The sequence below is a fragment of the Paenibacillus sp. DP01 genome, from assembly GCF_044784315.1.
In the GTDB taxonomy this organism is placed as follows: Bacteria; Bacillota; Bacilli; order Paenibacillales; family Paenibacillaceae; genus Paenibacillus; species Paenibacillus polymyxa.
On record NZ_CP173059.1, the window covers coordinates 1,483,141 to 1,500,819 of the forward strand.

The following is a 17,679-nucleotide window of genomic DNA, read 5'->3' on the forward strand; positions in this document are numbered from 1 at the left end:
GATTTGTCAAGTTGTGAACAAAGTTATCCACATATACCGTTCGAAATGTGGATAAACAGGCTCGAAGCAAGCAGGCTAAGACTTTTAGGTGATAGTAGGATGGGGGATATTTCATAGCTATATTGATTGTGAAATCTGTGGATAATGTGGATAAAAGAGTGGATAAATTTGGTTTTCATTTGAAGGTGGCGTTTTATCAATAAAAAAATGGCCTAGAAGGCCATTTTTCAATATCGTCCATACACAAAAGTTGTGGATATTCTTGTGTACAAAAAATAGAAGAGGGAAATGTGAAATTTTTATGGCTAAGATTTTATGCAGCAGCTTTATGCCTCAAGCAGTTCCTCCCAGGATGCATAGGTTTCAGTCAATTCCTGTTTATGGGTGTCGAGTTGTGCCTGAATATCCTGAAGTGCCGTGTAATCCTGATAAATTTCAGGCATGGTCATTTGTTCCTCCAAGCCTACAATTTGTTCTTCCAGCGTTTTAATCTTGTTTTCCAATGCCTCCAGCTTGCGTTGACGACTACGTTCCTCGCTTTTGGCTTGTTTGTCTGCCGCATAGGTGGCCGCGCGTGATTTTGGAGTGGTCTCGTCTGCTACGGACGCAGAGGCAGATGGGGCCTTGCCACGATTGCTCTGATTTGCCTCGAGCGCTTCCTGTGCGATTTCCTCCAACTCTTGTTTCTTGGCTACATAGTCATCATAATTCCCCAGGAAATGTTCTATTCCTTCAGGATGAAGCTCAATGACACGTTCAGCCATTTTGTTAAGGAAATAACGGTCATGGGAGATGAACAAGAGCGTACCGTCATAGTCCATCAAAGCCGCTTCCAGCACTTCCTTGCTAAATAGATCCAGATGGTTGGTAGGCTCATCGAGAATTAATACGTTGGCTTCGCGCAGCATTAGCTTGGCCAGGGATACGCGGGCTTTTTCTCCTCCGCTTAATGAAGCTACCTTTTTCAGTACATCGTCACCGCTAAATAGGAAATTACCCAGCACTGTCCGAATCCGTGCTTCTTCCATATGAGGGTATTCGCTCCACAACTCCTCCAGTACGGTATTGGCGGGGTTCAGGTTTGTCTGCTCCTGGTCATACAGACCGATTTTGATTTTCGTACCCCAGTGGATGGACCCAGCAGCAGGTTTAAGTGAGCCAGTCAGGCATTTGAGCAAAGTCGATTTTCCGATCCCGTTCGGACCGATCAGTGCCACCGTATCTCCACGTTTTAAGTCAAAGGATGCATGCTGAAATAAAGGCTTTTTCCCCTCATACGCTACGGAAAGGTCACGCACCTCTAATACTTCCTTACCCGACATATAGGCAGTTTCAAAAGAAAAGTGGGCTTTTTTCAAATCGCCCATAGGTCGATCCATGCGCTCCATTTTGTCCAGCTGCTTGCGGCGGCTCTGGGCACGTTTGGTTGTAGAGGCTCGCACGATATTGCGTTGTATAAATGCCTCCATCCGTGCGATTTCCTCTTGTTGCTTTTCGTAATGCTTGATGTTTGTTTCATACTCGGCAGCCTTTAGTTCCATATAGCGGCTGTAGTTGCCTGTATAGCGGGTGGAGCGATGGCGCTCAATTTCAATAATCGTCGTCACTAGTCGATCCAGAAAATATCGGTCATGTGATACGACCAGCAGCGAGCCGGAGTAGCCGCGCAAATAGTCTTCCAGCCAGGTCAGTGTTTGAATATCCAGATAGTTGGTAGGCTCATCGAGCATAAGGACATCTGGAGCGAGCAGTAGGATGCGCGCTAGCGCAAGTCTGGTTTTTTGACCTCCGCTTAGGGTGGCTACAGGCGTTTCGGGTGCAAATGAACCAAAGCCCATGCCGTGCAGCACGCTGCGAATACGGGTCTCCATTTCATAACCACCGTGATCCTTGAACCAATCTGAGCGTCGTGCATAGCGTTCGAGCAGATCGGCATAACGCTTTTCGTTCTGCGCATTGGCCGGATCGGCGATTTCCTGCTCCATTTGCCGGAGTTCTCGTTCTGCTTCAATCAGCGGTGTGAACACCAGCATCATTTCATCCCAGATCGAACGGTCAGAATTTAAGCCACTGTTTTGCGCCAAATAACCGATGCTGGTTTCCTTCGCTTTAAAGATTTGTCCACTGTCATAGGATATTTCACCAGCAATGATTTTGAGCAGGGTCGATTTGCCTGCACCGTTCACACCTACCAGCCCAATACGTTCACGTTCCAATATTTGAAGGTTAATCCCGTCCAGAACGGGCTCAATTCCATAGGATTTAGTAATTCCGGTTACTTGCAATAGCATAGCGTATCGTTCCTCCATTACATTTTGCACAGTTCTTCCTGCCTTTTTCGCAGGTACCTTCCTTCCAGTTTACATGAAATTACCCACTATTGCACTGCTTTCACCCCCTAAACCCTTGAGCCTCGTATAGTCAATTTGTATAAACAATGATAAACTTAAACGAGAAGTGAAAAAGAATGAAAAAAACTTGCAACGTACAGCACTTACTGACAAATGGGACAATTGCAACGTTTTGATGATTATCGACGATTGTGCGGGAGGGCGTATGTGTGGATGTCTGTAATGTGAAGAACGCGCTGCGTGTACAGCAACGGGAAGCGCGTGACTCCATGGACCCGCTGACAAGGCAGAAGGCATCGGCTGTGGCCTGTCGGCATGCAATCGAGGCATGGGAGCAGCTTAGAATAGACAGAAACGGGGATAAGCTAACATTATTTAGTTATCTCTCTTTTGGCAGCGAGATTTCTACGACTCCCCTCATTGAGCATTGCTGGTCACAGGGAGATCGTGTCTTGGCCCCGAGAGTGGATTCGGTAACCCGAACCATGGAGCTGAGGGAGATGGATCAGTATGAAAATATGGTGCCCGGCGTATGGAACATCCCTGAGCCTGCATTGACATGCAAGGAATGGTTGCCTGAAATGTGGACGGGAATCGACTGGGTTGTTGTGCCCGGCTTGGCCTTTGATCGTCGTGGAGGCAGAATCGGCTATGGCGGAGGCTACTATGATCGCTTTACCGCACAGGTAGAGGCAGAGAAGCGTAATAACGGCTCTGTAGGTCCGCTTTATGTCTCGCTGCTGCTGCCGGGACAATTGTTGGCACAAGTACCCATGGAGCCAGGAGATTTGCGAGTGGACGTGCTGTTTACATCTGAAGGACGTTTAGATTGTAACCATGCAAAATCGACAAATGATGAATGAAGTAAAGTTGGGTATGTGAAAGGAGCTGTGAGGGAGTCGTGGATTCCTTTACTCATTTTAACGAACAGGGACGAGCTCGTATGGTAGATATTTCGGGCAAAACGTCTACGGTTCGTACAGCAGTCGCCGTGACTCAGATTACGATGAACCCGGCTACATTGACGGCTGTGAAAGAAGGCAGAATCGGCAAGGGTGATGTTCTTGCTGTGGCCCAGGTCGCGGGGATTCAAGGCGCGAAAAAAACGTCAGACTGGATACCGATGTGTCATCCGCTGGCTCTGACAGGCGTGAACATTACTTTTTCCGATAATGGACATGATGTGCTTCATATTGAAGTTGAAGTGAAGACCGAGGGTAAGACGGGTGTAGAAATGGAAGCTTTGACAGCGGCTTCAGCCGCAGCATTAACCGTGTATGATATGTGCAAGGCGCTGCAAAAAGATATGATCATCGGCCCTACCATGCTGCAATCCAAAACGGGTGGCAAGCATGGGGATTTTCAAAGGGAGGACCACCGGAAACCTTGACATAGACAACATTGTCGCCGAGAGGGTACTGTGATGTGATGGAGGATGCAGCGTGGCTGTTTCTGATTTTCAGAAGAGAAAGTATTCTTTCATGATAGGAGAAGGGTGATCTTATGGTGTGGAAAACGGCGATCCTAACAGCCAGTGATAAAGGGGCAAGGGGAGAGCGTGAGGATACAAGCGCACAGGTCATCCGGGAACTCGTCGAAGAAGAACTGGGCGGAGAGATTGTGGAATACCGGATCGTTCCCGATGAACCGGATGAGATTATTGCGGCTTTAATCGAAATGACCGATTATTTTCATGCAGACTTGGTGCTAACTACGGGCGGAACCGAACTGGCGATCCGTGATGTGACACCTGAGGCGACCAGACGGGTCGTGGAGCGGGAAGTGCCAGGTATGGCGGAAGCCATGAGAATGATCGTGATGCAGAAAAATCCGGCGGCCATGCTTTTTCGTGGAATCGTGGGGATACGCGGACGTACATTGATTGTTAATTTGCCAGGAACGCCCAAAGGCGTGCATGAAAACTTGGCAGCAATTATGGATCAGCTCCCGGAAGCGCTGCTCATGGTGACAGGTCAGTTCCGGTAGAAGGCAGCCCGTGTGTGTGGTATGATACCTGTAAGAATTTATATGGCCGTATATGGACAGAGGTTCTCATTTTGTCCGTCAACATAAGGAGGATTACTACACATGCCCAATATTGGAGCACCGGGTTATATTTTGTTAATTATTCTGGCGCTACTGCTATTTGGTCCGAACAAGCTGCCTGAGCTGGGCCGAGCTGTAGGGCGTACATTCCGTGAATTTAAAAACGGGGCACGCGATATTTTATCTGAAGATGAACGGACTGGGCGTAAAGAAAGCAAAGATAGTGTGGTCCAAGCATCACAGACGACGTCAGAAGTTCAACCTCAGCCTGAGGATAAACGCTTGTCATAGATTTAGTTATTCATTTTTGCTGCTTGTATAACAAACATGAGCCTCTTCTTCAGTGAAGGGCTTTATTTTTTAGGAGGCGCTGCTGCGTTCCGTTCAGAAAGGAGGAATAGGCTTGACCCCATCAGAGCATGAAATGCCGCTAATGGAACATCTGGGTGAGCTTCGTCGACGAATAATTTATGTGCTGATTGTATTTGTATTGGCGCTGGTTGGTGGATTGTTCGCGGCGGGTTCTGTCTATAACTGGCTTATTCGCTCCGGTTCGGCGCAAGCTTTTCAGTTAAATGCATTTTCCTTTTGGGACGGAATCGGTATCTACATGAAGATCGCCATGATCATTGGGATTGCAGTGGCGTTACCATTTGCATGCTACCAATTGTGGAAGTTTGTCAGCCCGGGATTAAGGCCGCAAGAACGGAGTGCAACCTTGCGATATGTGCCTTATGTGCTGCTTTTGTTCATTATTGGCGCAGCTTTTGCTTATTTCATTATTTTCCCGATGGCGATTCAGTTTACATCGTCCGTCACCAAAAGTATGGGATTGCAGGAAACGTACGGTATTGCGCAATATTTCACCTTTATGTTTAATATTGTGTTGCCTGTAGCGTTGCTGTTTGAACTCCCCCTGCTGATCATGTTTCTGACAGGGATTCGTGTATTAACCCCGATGAGGCTTCGCAAATGGCGGAAGATTTCTTATTTCCTGCTTGTTTTTGTCGCTGTTGTTATCACTCCGCCGGATTTTATATCCGATTTTTTGGTGGCGATTCCGTTGCTGGTGCTGTATGAAGCGAGTGTATACTTGTCATCAGTCGTGTACCGCAAGCAACTGCGTGCACAGGAGGAACGGGAGGCCCAATTGCGTGTAGCTGCGGAATAATAAGCAGGGCCTGAACGGCTCAATAACTAATTTCTCTAAAATTGATCAACATAGCTGTCTTAAAAATAACCATTAGCCTTGAGTTAACGGTTATTTTTAGGATAGGTGGATATAATCGTGAATGGCTGCCCATAAAAATTCCCATAAAAAATACATTAGGGACTTGAAATTCAATCTCAAGTTGAGTATCATAAAGTTGGTTGTTAGCACTGACGACTGTTGAGTGCTAATACATACAACATAACAACCAAATTACAGGATAAACACTTAATAAGGAGGCTATTTTTCATGATCAAACCTTTGGGTGAACGCGTATTGGTGGAAGCAATTGAGCAAGAAACAACGACTTCCTTCGGAATCGTACTTCCTGACTCTGCCAAGGAAAAGCCGCAAGAAGGCAAAATTATCGCGGTTGGCGCAGGCGCATTGAAAGACGGTGCCCGTATTCCTCTGGAAGTAAAAGAAGGCGACCGTGTCATTTTCTCCAAATACGCTGGAACGGAAATCAAATATGAAGGTAAAGAATATTTGATTATGAAAGAAAGCGATATTCACGCGATCATCGGTTAACCGGGACCCGGACAAGACCTAAATATAGGAATTGAAACAAATCATTCATAATCCATAGGGAGGTTTATCACAAATGGCTAAAGACATTAAATTCAGTGAAGACGCTCGTCGCTCCATGCTGCGCGGGGTAGATGCATTGGCTAACGCTGTTAAAGTAACACTCGGACCGAAAGGCCGTAACGTTGTACTGGAGAAAAAATTCGGTAGCCCGCTCATCACTAATGACGGTGTAACGATTGCAAAAGAAATCGAGCTGGAAGACGCGTTCGAAAACATGGGCGCTCAACTGGTTAAAGAAGTAGCAACCAAAACAAACGATGTAGCTGGTGACGGTACGACTACGGCTACTGTTTTGGCTCAAGCCCTCATCACTGAAGGTTTGAAAAACGTAACTGCTGGCGCAAGCCCAATCGGTATCCGTAAAGGGATCGACAAAGCGGTTAAAGCAGCAGTTGCTGAACTGCAAGCTATCTCCAAACCAATCGAAAGCAAACAATCCATTGCTCAAGTAGCTGGTATTTCCGCTGCTGATGATGAAGTAGGCGAACTGATCGCTGAAGCTATGGAAAAAGTGGGCAAAGACGGTGTCATCACTGTTGAAGAATCCCGCGGTTTTGCAACAGAACTGGAAGTAGTTGAAGGTATGCAGTTTGACCGTGGCTACATTTCTCCGTACATGATTACAGATACGGACAAAATGGAAGCTGTACTGGACAATCCATATATCTTGATTACTGACAAGAAAATCACAAACACACAAGAAATCCTGCCATTGCTTGAAAAAATCGTACAACAAGGCAAGCCACTCGTTCTGATCGCTGAAGACATCGAAGGCGAAGCGCTGGCTATGCTGGTTGTCAACAAGCTGCGTGGTACATTCAATGCTGTAGCTGTTAAAGCTCCTGGCTTTGGCGACCGTCGTAAAGCAATGCTGCAAGATATCGCTGCCCTGACAGGCGGCCAAGTAATCACAGAAGAACTCGGTCTGGACCTGAAAACAGCTTCTGTGGACCAATTGGGTACAGCACGTCAAGTGCGTATTACAAAGGAAAACACGATTGTGGTTGACGGTGCTGGAAACAAAGCCGACATCGACGCTCGTGTTAGCCAAATCCGTACGCAATTGGAAGAAACTACTTCCGAGTTCGACAAAGAGAAACTGCAAGAGCGTCTGGCTAAATTGTCCGGCGGCGTAGCAGTAATCAAAGTCGGTGCGGCTACTGAAACAGAATTGAAAGAACGCAAACTGCGCATCGAAGATGCTCTGAACGCAACCCGTGCTGCGGTTGAAGAAGGTATCGTATCCGGTGGTGGTGTAGCGCTCCTGAACGTATACAATGCAGTTGCTGCTGTTGAGCTGCAAGGCGACGAGCAAACAGGCGTCAACATCGTGTTGCGCGCTCTGGAAGCTCCAATCCGTACAATTGCTGCTAATGCAGGCGAAGAAGGCTCTGTTATCGTTGAGCGTCTGAAACGCGAAGAAGTAGGCGTTGGTTTCAACGCAGCTACTGGCGAGTGGGTAAACATGATTGACGCAGGTATCGTTGACCCTGCGAAAGTAACTCGTTATGCATTGCAAAACGCTGCTTCCGTAGCGGCTATGTTCCTGACTACTGAAGCAGTGATCGCTGACAAGCCAGAACCAGAAAAGGCTGCAATGCCTGACATGGGCGGCATGGGCGGAATGGGCGGCATGATGTAATAAGGGCCTCAAAACCCTGTAATCCCGCTATTTAAAGGGCTCCCGAGAGGGAGCCCTTTTCTATACCATTGCTACACCATGAGTGCTCATGTAGCTTACAGCAGAGTTTATGTAATTCAGCAGTTTACATTACATTCAATCATTTGCTCTAATAGCTTCTATACATATTGTGGTGTAGTATATATGCAAATTATCCAAAGGGGGAAGTTGTGTGGAGCTTCAAACTATATTAGCTTTTCTGGGAGCAGCAATTGTTCTCACCATTATGCCGGGTCCCGACAACGTGTTCACTCTGACACAGAGCATAGCAAAAGGTAGGAATGCAGGGATATTTACTACTTTAGGCCTTTGCACGGGATTGTTGGTTCATATTTTCGCAGCAACCTTCGGCCTCGCGGCAATAATTTATCAATCTTCCTTGGCATTTGCAGTAATCAAATACGCTGGAGCAGCTTATCTATTATTTTTGGCGTATAAGTCATTTAGAGCAAAAGATATGAGTTTTGAACTCAAGAGTGGTGATATCTTGAATTACAAATCATTGTATAAAAAAGGTGTCATCATGAATGTGTTGAATCCAAAGATATCACTCTTTTTCTTGGCTTTTCTTCCTCAGTTCGTAAACCAGGAAAGCGGTAATGTTTCTATTCAAATGCTAGTTCTTGGAGTGGTATTTTTAATACAAACTTTAGTGCTTTTTATTTTGATAAGTATTTTTGCTGGAAAAGTAGGCTCCTTTCTACGGAGAAATCCATCCTTTTCTAAAAAAATCAATTATATTCAAGGCTCGTTATTTACACTCATCGGCTTAAAAATCGCATTTACCCAAAAATAATAGAAGGTAGCACTTTTTAAACTAACCATTAAGGACTAGCTGTTGAGCTAGTCCTTTTTTTGTTGGAAAAGCATACAACACACGCCGAGAACAGGTGGGCGGTCACAGAGGTTTAAGATCATGACCAACGAGTTGGAGCATACGGACAGGCCTATGCCTATCTTTTCCTAGATGAAGTCAACAGCCCAATCTTTTTGGTTAATTGCACAATAAGCTAATTTGACTAGACTTTGGAGGTGACCATTAATTATGTTTAGACATTATTGTTGGCAAAAGAAAATGCATCGTAGAAAATTTAGAAGATGTTCAGTTAAAAAATTCAAAGTTTTGCCGAAGGTCATTGTTAAAGGAATTCAAGGGCCTCAAGGACCTCAAGGACCTCAAGGATCTCAAGGACCGCAGGGACCCCAGGGACTGCCAGGTCCACAGGGAGTTCCAGGTGCTCAAGGTCAGCAAGGGCTACAAGGTTTCCAAGGAATTCCTGGCCCTGCAGGGCCAGTAGGAGCAACGGGACCGGCAGGAGCAGTAGGACCAGCAGGACCGGCAGGAGCAATAGGGCCAGCAGGACCAGCAGGAGCAACGGGGCCAGCAGGGCCTGCAGGCGTCGGGATATCAGACTTCTTAAGTGTTTTCAGAGCAGATCCTGGTACGGGGACTGACACAGTTCCGGGTAACTCACCCATTACCTTTACTGGGGTTTTAGCGAATGTTGGTGGTGCATTTACTTTTACTCCTCCATCTCCAACGATAACGATTAACGAGACGGGGAGCTACTTCATCTCATTTTCTATCCACAACCAAGGTGATGCGGACTTCAATCTCACTGTTAACGGAACTCCTATAACACCCTTACCTTTTTCAGGCAATGGTGGGGGACCTACCGCAGCTGAAGTTATTATAACCGTTACAACAGTTCCAACTACAATACAACTGGTAAATGCCAATGCAACTCCTGCTCAGTTGCACAATAATATTAATACAACTATGACAATATTAAAGTTGACGCCTTAATATTGTTGCTTAGTAGTAGCTTATTCAGTAAAAGGTTTAAGGTTTATGTCTTTTATCCGGTCAGTTTGTCTAATTATTCAGAGACCTGAGATATGGAAATGCCTAGAGAGAGAATCCCTGAACGGGACAAAGCCAGACAGATGTGGTTGGAGAGCAGCGGGGCGATGCGACTTAAGGACATCGCCGCTGCTCTTTCTGTTCCTGAAAAGTCTGGTTCGCAAAGGGAAGTCTATGAACCGCTGGTAGGATACTTTGATTATTTTCTGTTTTTAAAAAAACATTATTTACAAAAAAACATTATTTACAAAAAAGTCTTATTTTCAGAAGATTCTTAAAATCGTACGAGTGGCGCATTAGCTTCAAAAGGATGAATGTTAGGTATTGAAATATAGCTGATAACGCGTTAGTATTGTGTATCTAAAATTTCATCTGGAGGCACATTATGAATGATATATTGGCATTTACGATACTGCTCATCTTTATTGTCATGTCACCAGGGATTGATTTTGCATTAATAACGAAAAGAACTCTCACTGATGGCAAGAAAGATGGTTTCAAAATTGCACTAGGTTTAACTAGCGGAGCTCTCGTTCATACATTGGCAGCCGCATTGGGGCTTTCTTTCATATTAATGAAGTCGGCTGTAGCATTTGAGGTAGTCAAATATGCAGGGGCAGTTTACTTGATATATATGGGACTGTCTTCCTTTATAAAAAAAGGAAAGAGTAACTTGGTTCAAGAGAAGCAAGAGAATTCTAGAAAATCAGCGTTTACCCAAGGATTGGTTTCCAATGCACTCAATCCGAAGGTTGCTATTTTTTTTCTCACGTTCTTACCGCAATTTGTTCTACCAGGCTATAATCCCAGTTTGCAGTTTTTACTGATGGGCTCTCTTTATGCTCTACTTTCGATTATATGGTTTACTACAATCGTATTATTGTTAAGTTACATAAGAAGATGGTTAATGTCACCCAAAGTTCAAAATATGATCGATAAGGTCACGGGACTCGTGCTGATTGGTTTTGGTTTAAATATGATCTTCAAAGTTCAAAAAACAGGATCATAAATAAAGGAACGGGCTATGGAAGCTCGTTCTTTTTTGTTAGGGGAGACGACCAGAAAGAGATACCGAGCGGCATAAGGCAAAACAGATGTGGCTGGAGAGCTACGGGCATATGAAGCTAAAGGACATCGCCGCTAGTTGAGGGTTAAACGCCTTAAGTGAAAGCGTTGACATAAATTTCAACCCTCTATATACTTAGCTTAGTTAATTGAAAATGAATAGCACTGGGATTGTTACTGTTACGCAGGCAAAACCTAAGGAACCAAATGCTAAGATCCAAGGATCTTATGTATTTTGTTATCTTAGGTTTTTTTGTTTATAGAGACAGGAAGGTTAAATATGGCGGTTTAGACAACCTGTCGAAGCCGTTTCTTCTATTATGATGTTCACATCTGAGAGGAGCGACAAACTTGGAATACAAATATGAGCTAGTTCAGGCAGACAATCATTTTCCATTAAAAATTATAGCTCATTCCTCCAATGAACCAGCATACATACCTAGGCATTGGCACGACAGCATCGAAATATCCTATGTACTCTCAGGAAAAATCGACAATATCTATATAGATGGCATGAATTATAGCTCCAGAGAAGGAGATATTGTGCTCATTAATTCGAATGCTATTCATTCCTTTTCTGTGGCTAAGGGCCAAGGTAGACAGGCTATAACCGTTCTGATTCCTTCAGGATTTATTCGAGAAAATATAAAGGATAGTAATCCCATTTTATTTGATTGTATATCCATTTTCGAAACCAACGAGCAGAGATTACAGCATTTTGAAGAGCTGCGTGATCTGTTAAACACATTATTTGTGGCTTACCTCAACCAGCACAATGACCCTTTAGTACATATTCACTTAACGTCCCTATCTTATAGATTGGTGTACCTTTTATTAATGCATTTTAAAATTGACGACGAATCGCTCCCTGGCTTTAGCACAAATAAATATTTGGAGCGGCTGACATTGATAACTGATTATATCAAAGAAAATTACGATCAGAGCCTATCCCTGGATTCCATCGCTCAGGTTTTTGGATTGTCTCCCGAATATTTGTCCCGTTTTTTTGTAAAGCATGTAGGGTTGACGCTCTTTCAATATATCAACGCCATCCGTCTGGAGAAATCTTTCCGTGTTCTTATGAGTACAGATCATTCTATTATACAAATTGCGCTGGAACACGGATTTCCGAACGAGAAGTCTTTTGCCAGGGTATTTAAAAAGGTTTATCACGTGACGCCTCATCAATATCGTAAAAAGCACAAGAGGCTTTCTGAAGCAAGGAGTCAGTAATTGACCTGAATTAGGCTAATAAAAGGCAGGATGCAAATAAAAAAATCGTTAAAATTAATAATGTAAGCGTTTTGTTAATGGATCTAGGAGGTAAGACATCATGTTTAAACAGTTTAAAAAGGTTGCTAAAACATCTATGTTATTCACTTTAGCTGTCAGTACGACCTTTGCTTTCAGTTCCGGTGCATGGGCCAAGGATGCCAAGATACAGCCCACCTCATACCGGACGGTTGCGGAGGTGAAGGATTGGGGAGCAGCCATTACGAAGATCATTGTTAACCTGGGTAAGCCGGTACCCAAAGATGCGATAACAAACGATACATTTAAGGTACATGTGGAAAGAAGCGACAATAGGTTGGTAAATTCCTTTATTGAAAAAGGTAACAGGAAGGTCACCAAGGCCTATGTATCGGACAAAAGCGGCAACCCTGTAAAGAAAACCGGAAGCTACGTTGTGCTGGAAATGGAAATCGGTCCGTCCTTAACATTGGGTTCCGCTATTCATTATGATGCAGGTTCCGGGTTTAACGGATGGAATGATAACAAATATACGATCACGCAGCAAAAGGCTATTAAAACCCAATCAGGAACAATTTCCGGATTGAAGATTGATACTTCCTCAGGTGAAATCCGGAAGCTTGTTGATCAGTTTACAACTGGCAAAGCTACATTTGATGGGGTTACTTTAACTTACGCGAACTACGTACCAGCAAAAGACAAAGTGAAGAACCCTTTGGTGATCTGGCTGCATGGTATGGGAGAGGGAGGTACAGATCCGACGATTCCAATTTCGGGAAATAAGACAGCGAATTTTGCTTCTAAGGATATTCAATCTTATTTTGGCGGGGCTTATGTGCTGGCACCTCAGACCCCAACCTACTGGATGGATGGTTTTACAGGCTTTGGAGACGGAACCTCGAAGTACGAGCAAGCATTGATGTCCTTAATTAAGGAATACGTGGCCCAAAACAAAGACATTGATACAGATCGAATCTACATTGGCGGAGACTCCAACGGCGGATACATGACTATGCTGCTGATCCGTGATTATAAAGACTATTTTGCAGCAGCTGTGGTGGCGTGTGAAGCCTTGAAGGATAGCCTTATCACCGATGAACAAATTAATGACATGAAGGACCTGCCGATCTGGTTTGTCGCCGCCAAAACCGACACCGTAGTTCCACCCAACGATTACGTGATTCCGACCTATAACCGTTTGGTGAATGCGGGAGCAAAGGATGTCCATATGTCGTTGTTTGATAATGTAGTGGATACTTCTGGTTTGTACAAGAAGAGCGACAAAACACCGTATGAATATAATGGCCACTGGTCCTGGATTTACGTATATAACAATGAAGTATCAAAGCTGATTAACGGAAAGAAAACAACGATGATGCAATGGCTGGCCTCCAAAACATTGGACTGAGAAGTATAGCTATGTAAAATAAGATGCGGTACTCACTATTGAGGTTGCGATTTCTCCTCTCACGAGTTAAATAAACTTGTGAGAGGTCTCTTGTATTATCTAATTCCCATGTCGATCCTGCATATTTTTTGCATAGTCAACGGCGAGCCCACTTTAATTCTTCTTGAAATATTTGTGTTTAGTTCATGTTATTTTGCTCTTTCACTTATTTACCTCAATCAGCCCATCCGGCTTTTCTCGATTAGAGAGTAATTCAGATACAGTGACGAAGGAATAACCTCTTTTCTTGAGCTCAGGGAGAATAATCTTCAAAGCTTCAACGGTTTGTGTGCTTTGATGTACATAATCGTGCATGAGGACAATATCGCCGTTACGGGCATTGCGAAGCACCTTATCAGCGATACGGTGTACACCGGGCTTTCGCCAATCTAGGGTGTCCTGATGCCAGGACCATAAAATAATTTTCAGTCCCTTCTCTTTGGATAGCTTGACCAGTGTATCGTTATAGGAGCCGCCTGGTGGTCTAAATAGATGGGTCCCTGCTCCAGTTGCCTGAACGATACTGGCCTGACCTTGATTCAATTCGGACAGAGCTTTATTGCGGGAAATATATTGAAAGGATGAATGAAGGAAGGTATGGTTGCCAACTTCATGTCCTTCCTCTCGTTCCCGTTTTACAAGGTGTGGCAGCTTTTCTACGCGGCTGCCGACGACAAAAAAGGTCGCTTTCGCATCATATTTCTGAAGTAAATCAAGAATGGCAGGAGTATTGCTTTCGTCCGGTCCATCATCGAATGTGAGAGCGATAAGCTTACGATGGGTAGGAACTTCCCATACAATGTCGCCCCGTTCTTCGTAATAGGCTCTTCCCTTTGTAGGAGCGGGAGAGGCGTATGATGTGTCTTGTGCATTCGTATATGGAATGGGACAAGGACTAATACTCAGCAAAGAAACAGCGATTCCAGCGCATAGCAAACGGTTATATTTCATCAGGCTTCTTCTCCGTTCTGACGTATTCTCACATTAGCTTGCCAAGAAGAAGCGTATACCATTCCTCATTTCTGAAATTCACATTACCAATCACCTAAATAAATCACCAAAATACTATCTAGTGTATAAGGTACAGATTGCTGATTTTTGCTCAATAACAGTGCTCGCTTGCTTGTTGATAACATCCTGTGCCCATGTTAAGTTGTACATATCCATCCTTGGTTTTAATGTGCAGTGGAGATCAGTCATTGTCCAGTTCTTATTCTGACGAAAAATGGAAGAGGTCGACGGGGCAAGCCGCAAAAGCTGATTTGAGGTCATGGAGCTGCGACTCGTTCCTGAACTTCGAACAGGAGATGAGACGGGATGAAAACAGATGAAAAAGAGCTACGAGCCATTAATCTGACGTTAGAAGCCGGCGAACACATCCGATCCTTTATTAGGTGTATGTATGATTTGCAGCAAAGCTCCGAGAAGATACCGCTTTGTGGAATGCTGGCAGTAACGTCCCAACGAATCATCTTTTATTCCTGCACTATGGGTATTCCTTGGATCAAATTCATTAATTATCACCATATTTCGCTGGCTAAGCTGGAAAAGGAATTGTCGGATACTAAGGGGAGCATCCTGCTGATCAATCAGGGGGTAAATGAGGTGTTCTGCCACCTGCCGAATGAAGAACGTATAGAGCGTTTTATAGCTGTACTAGAGCAGGAAGCAGGCATCTCCTGTGAGAACTAATGATTATAAAAACACAAATAAATAAAACCTCCAACTTCGTAATGTGCCAAGGGTAGGCTCCTTACGGATTTGGAGGTTTTTTTGTCTTTTAGTTAGACAGATTGCATGGATCGAGCGCTAGCTCAACAGGACTATAACCAACAAATTAAATAGCACCAGCGGCAGAATGACATTGTTGTAGGCATAGGAACGATCAGGGATCGGGGCTCCTAAGGAGGATGAGTGATACTGCTGAGGCACTCTCAAATACAAATGATCCGCATCCATATGCGCAATCGTTCCTTCATATACCTGATGATCCATCGTTTGTACCCTAACCGTGTGGTTCATGTAGGGACTCAATTGATAATGCAAATGATCGTGGACTTTTTTGAGTTCTTGTTGGAATTCCGGTCTAGCTTGATATAAGGTTTGCGGACTGACGGTGTTGTACGACATTCGCCTCTGACCTCCATACTCATATAATGATATATCGTATGCAGGAGCCTGTGCCCTTGTGCAAATACCCAAGTAAGACAGGTTTTACAAAGAGTCAAAACATTAACATTTTACTCCAGTTCACTTGATGTTCCCTTTACATCAAAACGATACACTTACTGAGGTTGGTTTGAAAAGAAAGGGGCGTTCCGTTTTGGGTGAACTTAACAAATCTTTGGGACTGGGGACGAGGAGCCAGCAACGGACATCGTCTAAAGCTCGCATACGCACGGGTTCGCTAAAAATTCAAAGACTGCGCGAAAACGCGCTGGCGTATACCTTTTTGGCTCCATCGCTTATTTTGTTTGCTGTATTTATGTTTTATCCGATGATAAAGTCCGTTTATCTCAGCTTGCATTCTACAGATCCCGCAGGAAACGTTGCAGATTATGTGGGGTTAGATAACTTTGCTATGCTGTTCAGCTCAGGTCAGTTTCTACAGGGGATTAAGGTCACGCTGCTTTTTGCACTATTGACGGTACCTGTGGGTATTTTACTGGCGCTGGTACTCGCTGCCCTTACACACAGTAAATTACGTGGAATGCGTATCTTCCAGTTTGCCTTCTCGCTACCGATGGTGTTATCGGTGGGTTCATCTGCGGTCATTTGGAAATTCCTTTTCCATCCTACACTGGGGATGTTCAACTATGTGCTTTCCCTATTACATATCAATCCAGTTCCATGGTTGACCAGCCCAGATTGGGCGTTGTTCTCCGTAGCCATAATGACCATCTGGATGAATCTTGGCTTCAATTACATTATCTTATCAAGCGGACTTCAAGGGATTCCAGATGACATGTACGAAAGTGCCAAAATGGACGGAGCCGGACCGTTGGTCACGTTCTGGCGTATCTCTATGCCGCTGCTATCACCGACGATCTTTTTTGTGACCGTAGTTTCCATCATTGGTGCCTTCCAGTCTTTCGCTCAAATTAATATCTTGACCAAAGGTGGTCCGGTGAACAGTACGAATGTATTTGTATATTCCATTTATCAGGAAGCTTTCGTTAATTTCCGGTTCGGAACAGGGAGTGCGCAGGCCATTGTCTTGTTTGCTGTCATTTTGCTGCTTACGATGATTCAGTTTAAGTGGGTGGAAAGAAAGGTGCATTACCAATGAAACAACACCTGAATTCAACATTATTGTATGTGCTGCTTACGATTGCAGCCGCTCTGATTTTGTACCCAGTTATTTATACATTTTTTATGGCGGTCATGTCACCGGAGGAAGCGAGCGCTTACCCACCAAGCTTTTTCCCGCATTCCTTTCATATGGCCAATTTTTCTGAAGTGTTTGAAATCGTTCCGATTGCAGCCTTTATCGGCAACACCTTTCTCATTTCGGGTCTGACAATGATCGGACAACTGATTACAGCCAGCTTGGCGGCCTATGCCTTTGCCAAAATGGAATTCAAGGGAAAAAACTTCATTTTTAGCATGTTTGTCGCGACGATGATGATCCCTTGGGAAGTTACTATTATTCCCAACTATCTGACGGTACGAAGCTGGAACTGGCTTGATACATATCAAGGGTTGACGGTTCCATTTCTGGCGACGGCGTTCGGAACGTTCCTGTTAAGACAATTTTTTCTCCAGCTTCCCAAGGAACTGTTCGAGGCTGCTCGTATGGATGGGTGCGGACATATCCGATATTTCCTGTTTCATGTGCTTCCGTTATCGCGCCCTGCGCTCGGAACACTGGCTGTGTATTCGTTCCTGAACATGTACAATTCATATCTCTGGCCTTTACTGGTCACAAATAGCGAGAATATGCGTACCGTACAGATCGGCATATCTATGTTGGAGTTTCAGGAATCGACTTCATGGAATCTGGTGTTTGCGGGTACGGCACTTGTCATTTTACCGTCTCTGCTCCTGCTGATCTTTGGATTAAAACAGCTGGTGCGTGGAATGGCAGCGGGTGCGCTTAAAGGCTAATTATAGAAGCAAAAGACAGCAACACCTGCGCAAGCAGCCTATATACAAAGCTTTAACACACAAGAG

19 protein-coding genes and 1 pseudogene are annotated in these 17,679 nt (G+C 44.4%); 17 read left to right on the forward strand and 3 right to left on the reverse strand.

Annotated features, from left to right (window positions below; genetic code table 11):
- Positions 1-326: 326 nt before the first annotated feature.
- The gene (locus ACH59B_RS06310) at positions 327-2,291 is read right to left on the reverse strand and encodes an ABC-F family ATP-binding cassette domain-containing protein (RefSeq protein WP_044785774.1); all 1,965 of its coding nucleotides are present in this window, start codon (positions 2,289-2,291) and stop codon (positions 327-329) included.
- Between the two features lie 269 nt (positions 2,292-2,560).
- Here ACH59B_RS06310 and ACH59B_RS06315 point away from each other — a divergent pair, with 269 nt between their 5' ends.
- The 14 genes and pseudogenes from ACH59B_RS06315 (at position 2,561) to ACH59B_RS06380 (ending at position 13,467) form a co-directional block, all read left to right on the forward strand.
- Positions 2,561-3,214 carry a 5-formyltetrahydrofolate cyclo-ligase gene (locus ACH59B_RS06315; RefSeq protein WP_045244065.1) on the forward strand — a complete coding sequence of 218 codons (654 nt, stop codon included), beginning with the start codon at positions 2,561-2,563 and terminating at the stop codon, positions 3,212-3,214.
- Between the two features lie 38 nt (positions 3,215-3,252).
- Positions 3,253-3,741, forward strand: a complete 489-nt coding sequence (gene moaC, locus ACH59B_RS06320; RefSeq protein WP_017426496.1) for a cyclic pyranopterin monophosphate synthase MoaC — start codon at positions 3,253-3,255, stop codon at positions 3,739-3,741.
- A 113-nt stretch (positions 3,742-3,854) separates the two neighbouring features.
- Complete coding sequence (locus ACH59B_RS06325) at positions 3,855-4,337, forward strand: molybdenum cofactor biosynthesis protein B (RefSeq protein ID WP_013369877.1); 483 nt, start codon at positions 3,855-3,857, stop codon at positions 4,335-4,337.
- Between the two features lie 102 nt (positions 4,338-4,439).
- Entirely contained in the window at positions 4,440-4,688 is a 249-nt protein-coding gene (locus ACH59B_RS06330) for a twin-arginine translocase TatA/TatE family subunit (RefSeq protein ID WP_016821198.1), read from the forward strand.
- Positions 4,689-4,800: 112 nt separating this feature from the next.
- On the forward strand, positions 4,801-5,568 hold the full coding sequence (gene tatC, locus ACH59B_RS06335; RefSeq protein WP_016821197.1) for a twin-arginine translocase subunit TatC: 768 nt from the start codon (positions 4,801-4,803) through the stop codon (positions 5,566-5,568).
- Between the two features lie 288 nt (positions 5,569-5,856).
- A complete protein-coding gene (gene groES, locus ACH59B_RS06340) occupies positions 5,857-6,138 on the forward strand; it encodes a co-chaperone GroES (protein WP_007429271.1) in 282 nt (93 codons plus the stop codon).
- Between the two features lie 73 nt (positions 6,139-6,211).
- Positions 6,212-7,840 (forward strand): chaperonin GroEL, encoded by a 1,629-nt coding sequence (gene groL / locus ACH59B_RS06345; RefSeq protein ID WP_016821196.1) that lies wholly within the window; start codon positions 6,212-6,214, stop codon positions 7,838-7,840.
- 211 nt (positions 7,841-8,051) lie between these two features.
- Complete coding sequence (locus ACH59B_RS06350; RefSeq protein WP_123796897.1) at positions 8,052-8,675, forward strand: LysE family translocator; 624 nt, start codon at positions 8,052-8,054, stop codon at positions 8,673-8,675.
- Positions 8,676-8,924: 249 nt separating this feature from the next.
- Entirely contained in the window at positions 8,925-9,686 is a 762-nt protein-coding gene (locus ACH59B_RS06355; protein ID WP_123796898.1) for a collagen-like protein, read from the forward strand.
- Positions 9,687-9,778: 92 nt separating this feature from the next.
- Positions 9,779-10,021: a phage terminase small subunit-related protein gene (locus ACH59B_RS06360; RefSeq protein ID WP_225164857.1), complete on the forward strand. Its 243-nt coding sequence runs from the start codon at positions 9,779-9,781 to the stop codon at positions 10,019-10,021.
- 107 nt (positions 10,022-10,128) lie between these two features.
- Positions 10,129-10,752 carry a LysE family translocator gene (locus ACH59B_RS06365; protein WP_025364287.1) on the forward strand — a complete coding sequence of 208 codons (624 nt, stop codon included), beginning with the start codon at positions 10,129-10,131 and terminating at the stop codon, positions 10,750-10,752.
- A 64-nt stretch (positions 10,753-10,816) separates the two neighbouring features.
- Positions 10,817-10,891, forward strand: a pseudogene (locus tag ACH59B_RS06370) (phage terminase small subunit-related protein); the annotation flags it as partial.
- Positions 10,892-11,159: 268 nt separating this feature from the next.
- Positions 11,160-12,041, forward strand: a complete 882-nt coding sequence (locus tag ACH59B_RS06375; protein ID WP_404303508.1) for a helix-turn-helix domain-containing protein — start codon at positions 11,160-11,162, stop codon at positions 12,039-12,041.
- Between the two features lie 100 nt (positions 12,042-12,141).
- Positions 12,142-13,467 (forward strand): prolyl oligopeptidase family serine peptidase, encoded by a 1,326-nt coding sequence (locus ACH59B_RS06380; RefSeq protein ID WP_404303509.1) that lies wholly within the window; start codon positions 12,142-12,144, stop codon positions 13,465-13,467.
- Between the two features lie 201 nt (positions 13,468-13,668).
- Here the strand turns inward: ACH59B_RS06380 and ACH59B_RS06385 are convergent, their stop codons facing one another.
- Complete coding sequence (locus ACH59B_RS06385) at positions 13,669-14,457, reverse strand: polysaccharide deacetylase family protein (RefSeq protein WP_025364290.1); 789 nt, start codon at positions 14,455-14,457, stop codon at positions 13,669-13,671.
- A gap of 366 nt (positions 14,458-14,823) precedes the next feature.
- Here ACH59B_RS06385 and ACH59B_RS06390 point away from each other — a divergent pair, with 366 nt between their 5' ends.
- Positions 14,824-15,198: a hypothetical protein gene (locus ACH59B_RS06390; protein ID WP_277507376.1), complete on the forward strand. Its 375-nt coding sequence runs from the start codon at positions 14,824-14,826 to the stop codon at positions 15,196-15,198.
- Positions 15,199-15,315: 117 nt separating this feature from the next.
- Here ACH59B_RS06390 and ACH59B_RS06395 read toward each other — a convergent pair whose 3' ends face one another.
- Positions 15,316-15,636 (reverse strand): hypothetical protein, encoded by a 321-nt coding sequence (locus tag ACH59B_RS06395; protein WP_044785783.1) that lies wholly within the window; start codon positions 15,634-15,636, stop codon positions 15,316-15,318.
- 193 nt (positions 15,637-15,829) lie between these two features.
- Here ACH59B_RS06395 and ACH59B_RS06400 point away from each other — a divergent pair, with 193 nt between their 5' ends.
- Positions 15,830-16,795 (forward strand): carbohydrate ABC transporter permease, encoded by a 966-nt coding sequence (locus ACH59B_RS06400; RefSeq protein WP_016821187.1) that lies wholly within the window; start codon positions 15,830-15,832, stop codon positions 16,793-16,795.
- The gene (locus tag ACH59B_RS06405) at positions 16,792-17,613 is read left to right on the forward strand and encodes a carbohydrate ABC transporter permease (protein WP_016821186.1); all 822 of its coding nucleotides are present in this window, start codon (positions 16,792-16,794) and stop codon (positions 17,611-17,613) included. Before ACH59B_RS06400 ends, ACH59B_RS06405 begins: the two co-directional genes overlap by 4 nt.
- The last annotated feature ends 66 nt before the right edge of the window (positions 17,614-17,679 follow it).

Excerpts from the sequence above, each read along its gene's own strand:
- ACH59B_RS06360 (WP_225164857.1), top strand. The coding sequence starts at position 9,779 with ATGGAAATGCCTAGAGAGAGAATCCCTGAACGGGACAAAGCCAGACAG.
- ACH59B_RS06330 (WP_016821198.1), top strand. The coding sequence starts at position 4,440 with ATGCCCAATATTGGAGCACCGGGTTATATTTTGTTAATTATTCTGGCG.
- ACH59B_RS06325 (WP_013369877.1), top strand. The coding sequence starts at position 3,855 with ATGGTGTGGAAAACGGCGATCCTAACAGCCAGTGATAAAGGGGCAAGG.
- groL (WP_016821196.1), top strand. The coding sequence starts at position 6,212 with ATGGCTAAAGACATTAAATTCAGTGAAGACGCTCGTCGCTCCATGCTG.
- groES (WP_007429271.1), top strand. The coding sequence starts at position 5,857 with ATGATCAAACCTTTGGGTGAACGCGTATTGGTGGAAGCAATTGAGCAA.
- ACH59B_RS06310 (WP_044785774.1), bottom strand. The coding sequence starts at position 2,291 with ATGCTATTGCAAGTAACCGGAATTACTAAATCCTATGGAATTGAGCCC.
- ACH59B_RS06385 (WP_025364290.1), bottom strand. The coding sequence starts at position 14,457 with ATGAAATATAACCGTTTGCTATGCGCTGGAATCGCTGTTTCTTTGCTG.
- ACH59B_RS06395 (WP_044785783.1), bottom strand. The coding sequence starts at position 15,636 with ATGTCGTACAACACCGTCAGTCCGCAAACCTTATATCAAGCTAGACCG.
- ACH59B_RS06390 (WP_277507376.1), top strand. The coding sequence starts at position 14,824 with ATGAAAACAGATGAAAAAGAGCTACGAGCCATTAATCTGACGTTAGAA.
- ACH59B_RS06405 (WP_016821186.1), top strand. The coding sequence starts at position 16,792 with ATGAAACAACACCTGAATTCAACATTATTGTATGTGCTGCTTACGATT.
- ACH59B_RS06365 (WP_025364287.1), top strand. The coding sequence starts at position 10,129 with ATGAATGATATATTGGCATTTACGATACTGCTCATCTTTATTGTCATG.
- ACH59B_RS06380 (WP_404303509.1), top strand. The coding sequence starts at position 12,142 with ATGTTTAAACAGTTTAAAAAGGTTGCTAAAACATCTATGTTATTCACT.
- ACH59B_RS06355 (WP_123796898.1), top strand. The coding sequence starts at position 8,925 with ATGTTTAGACATTATTGTTGGCAAAAGAAAATGCATCGTAGAAAATTT.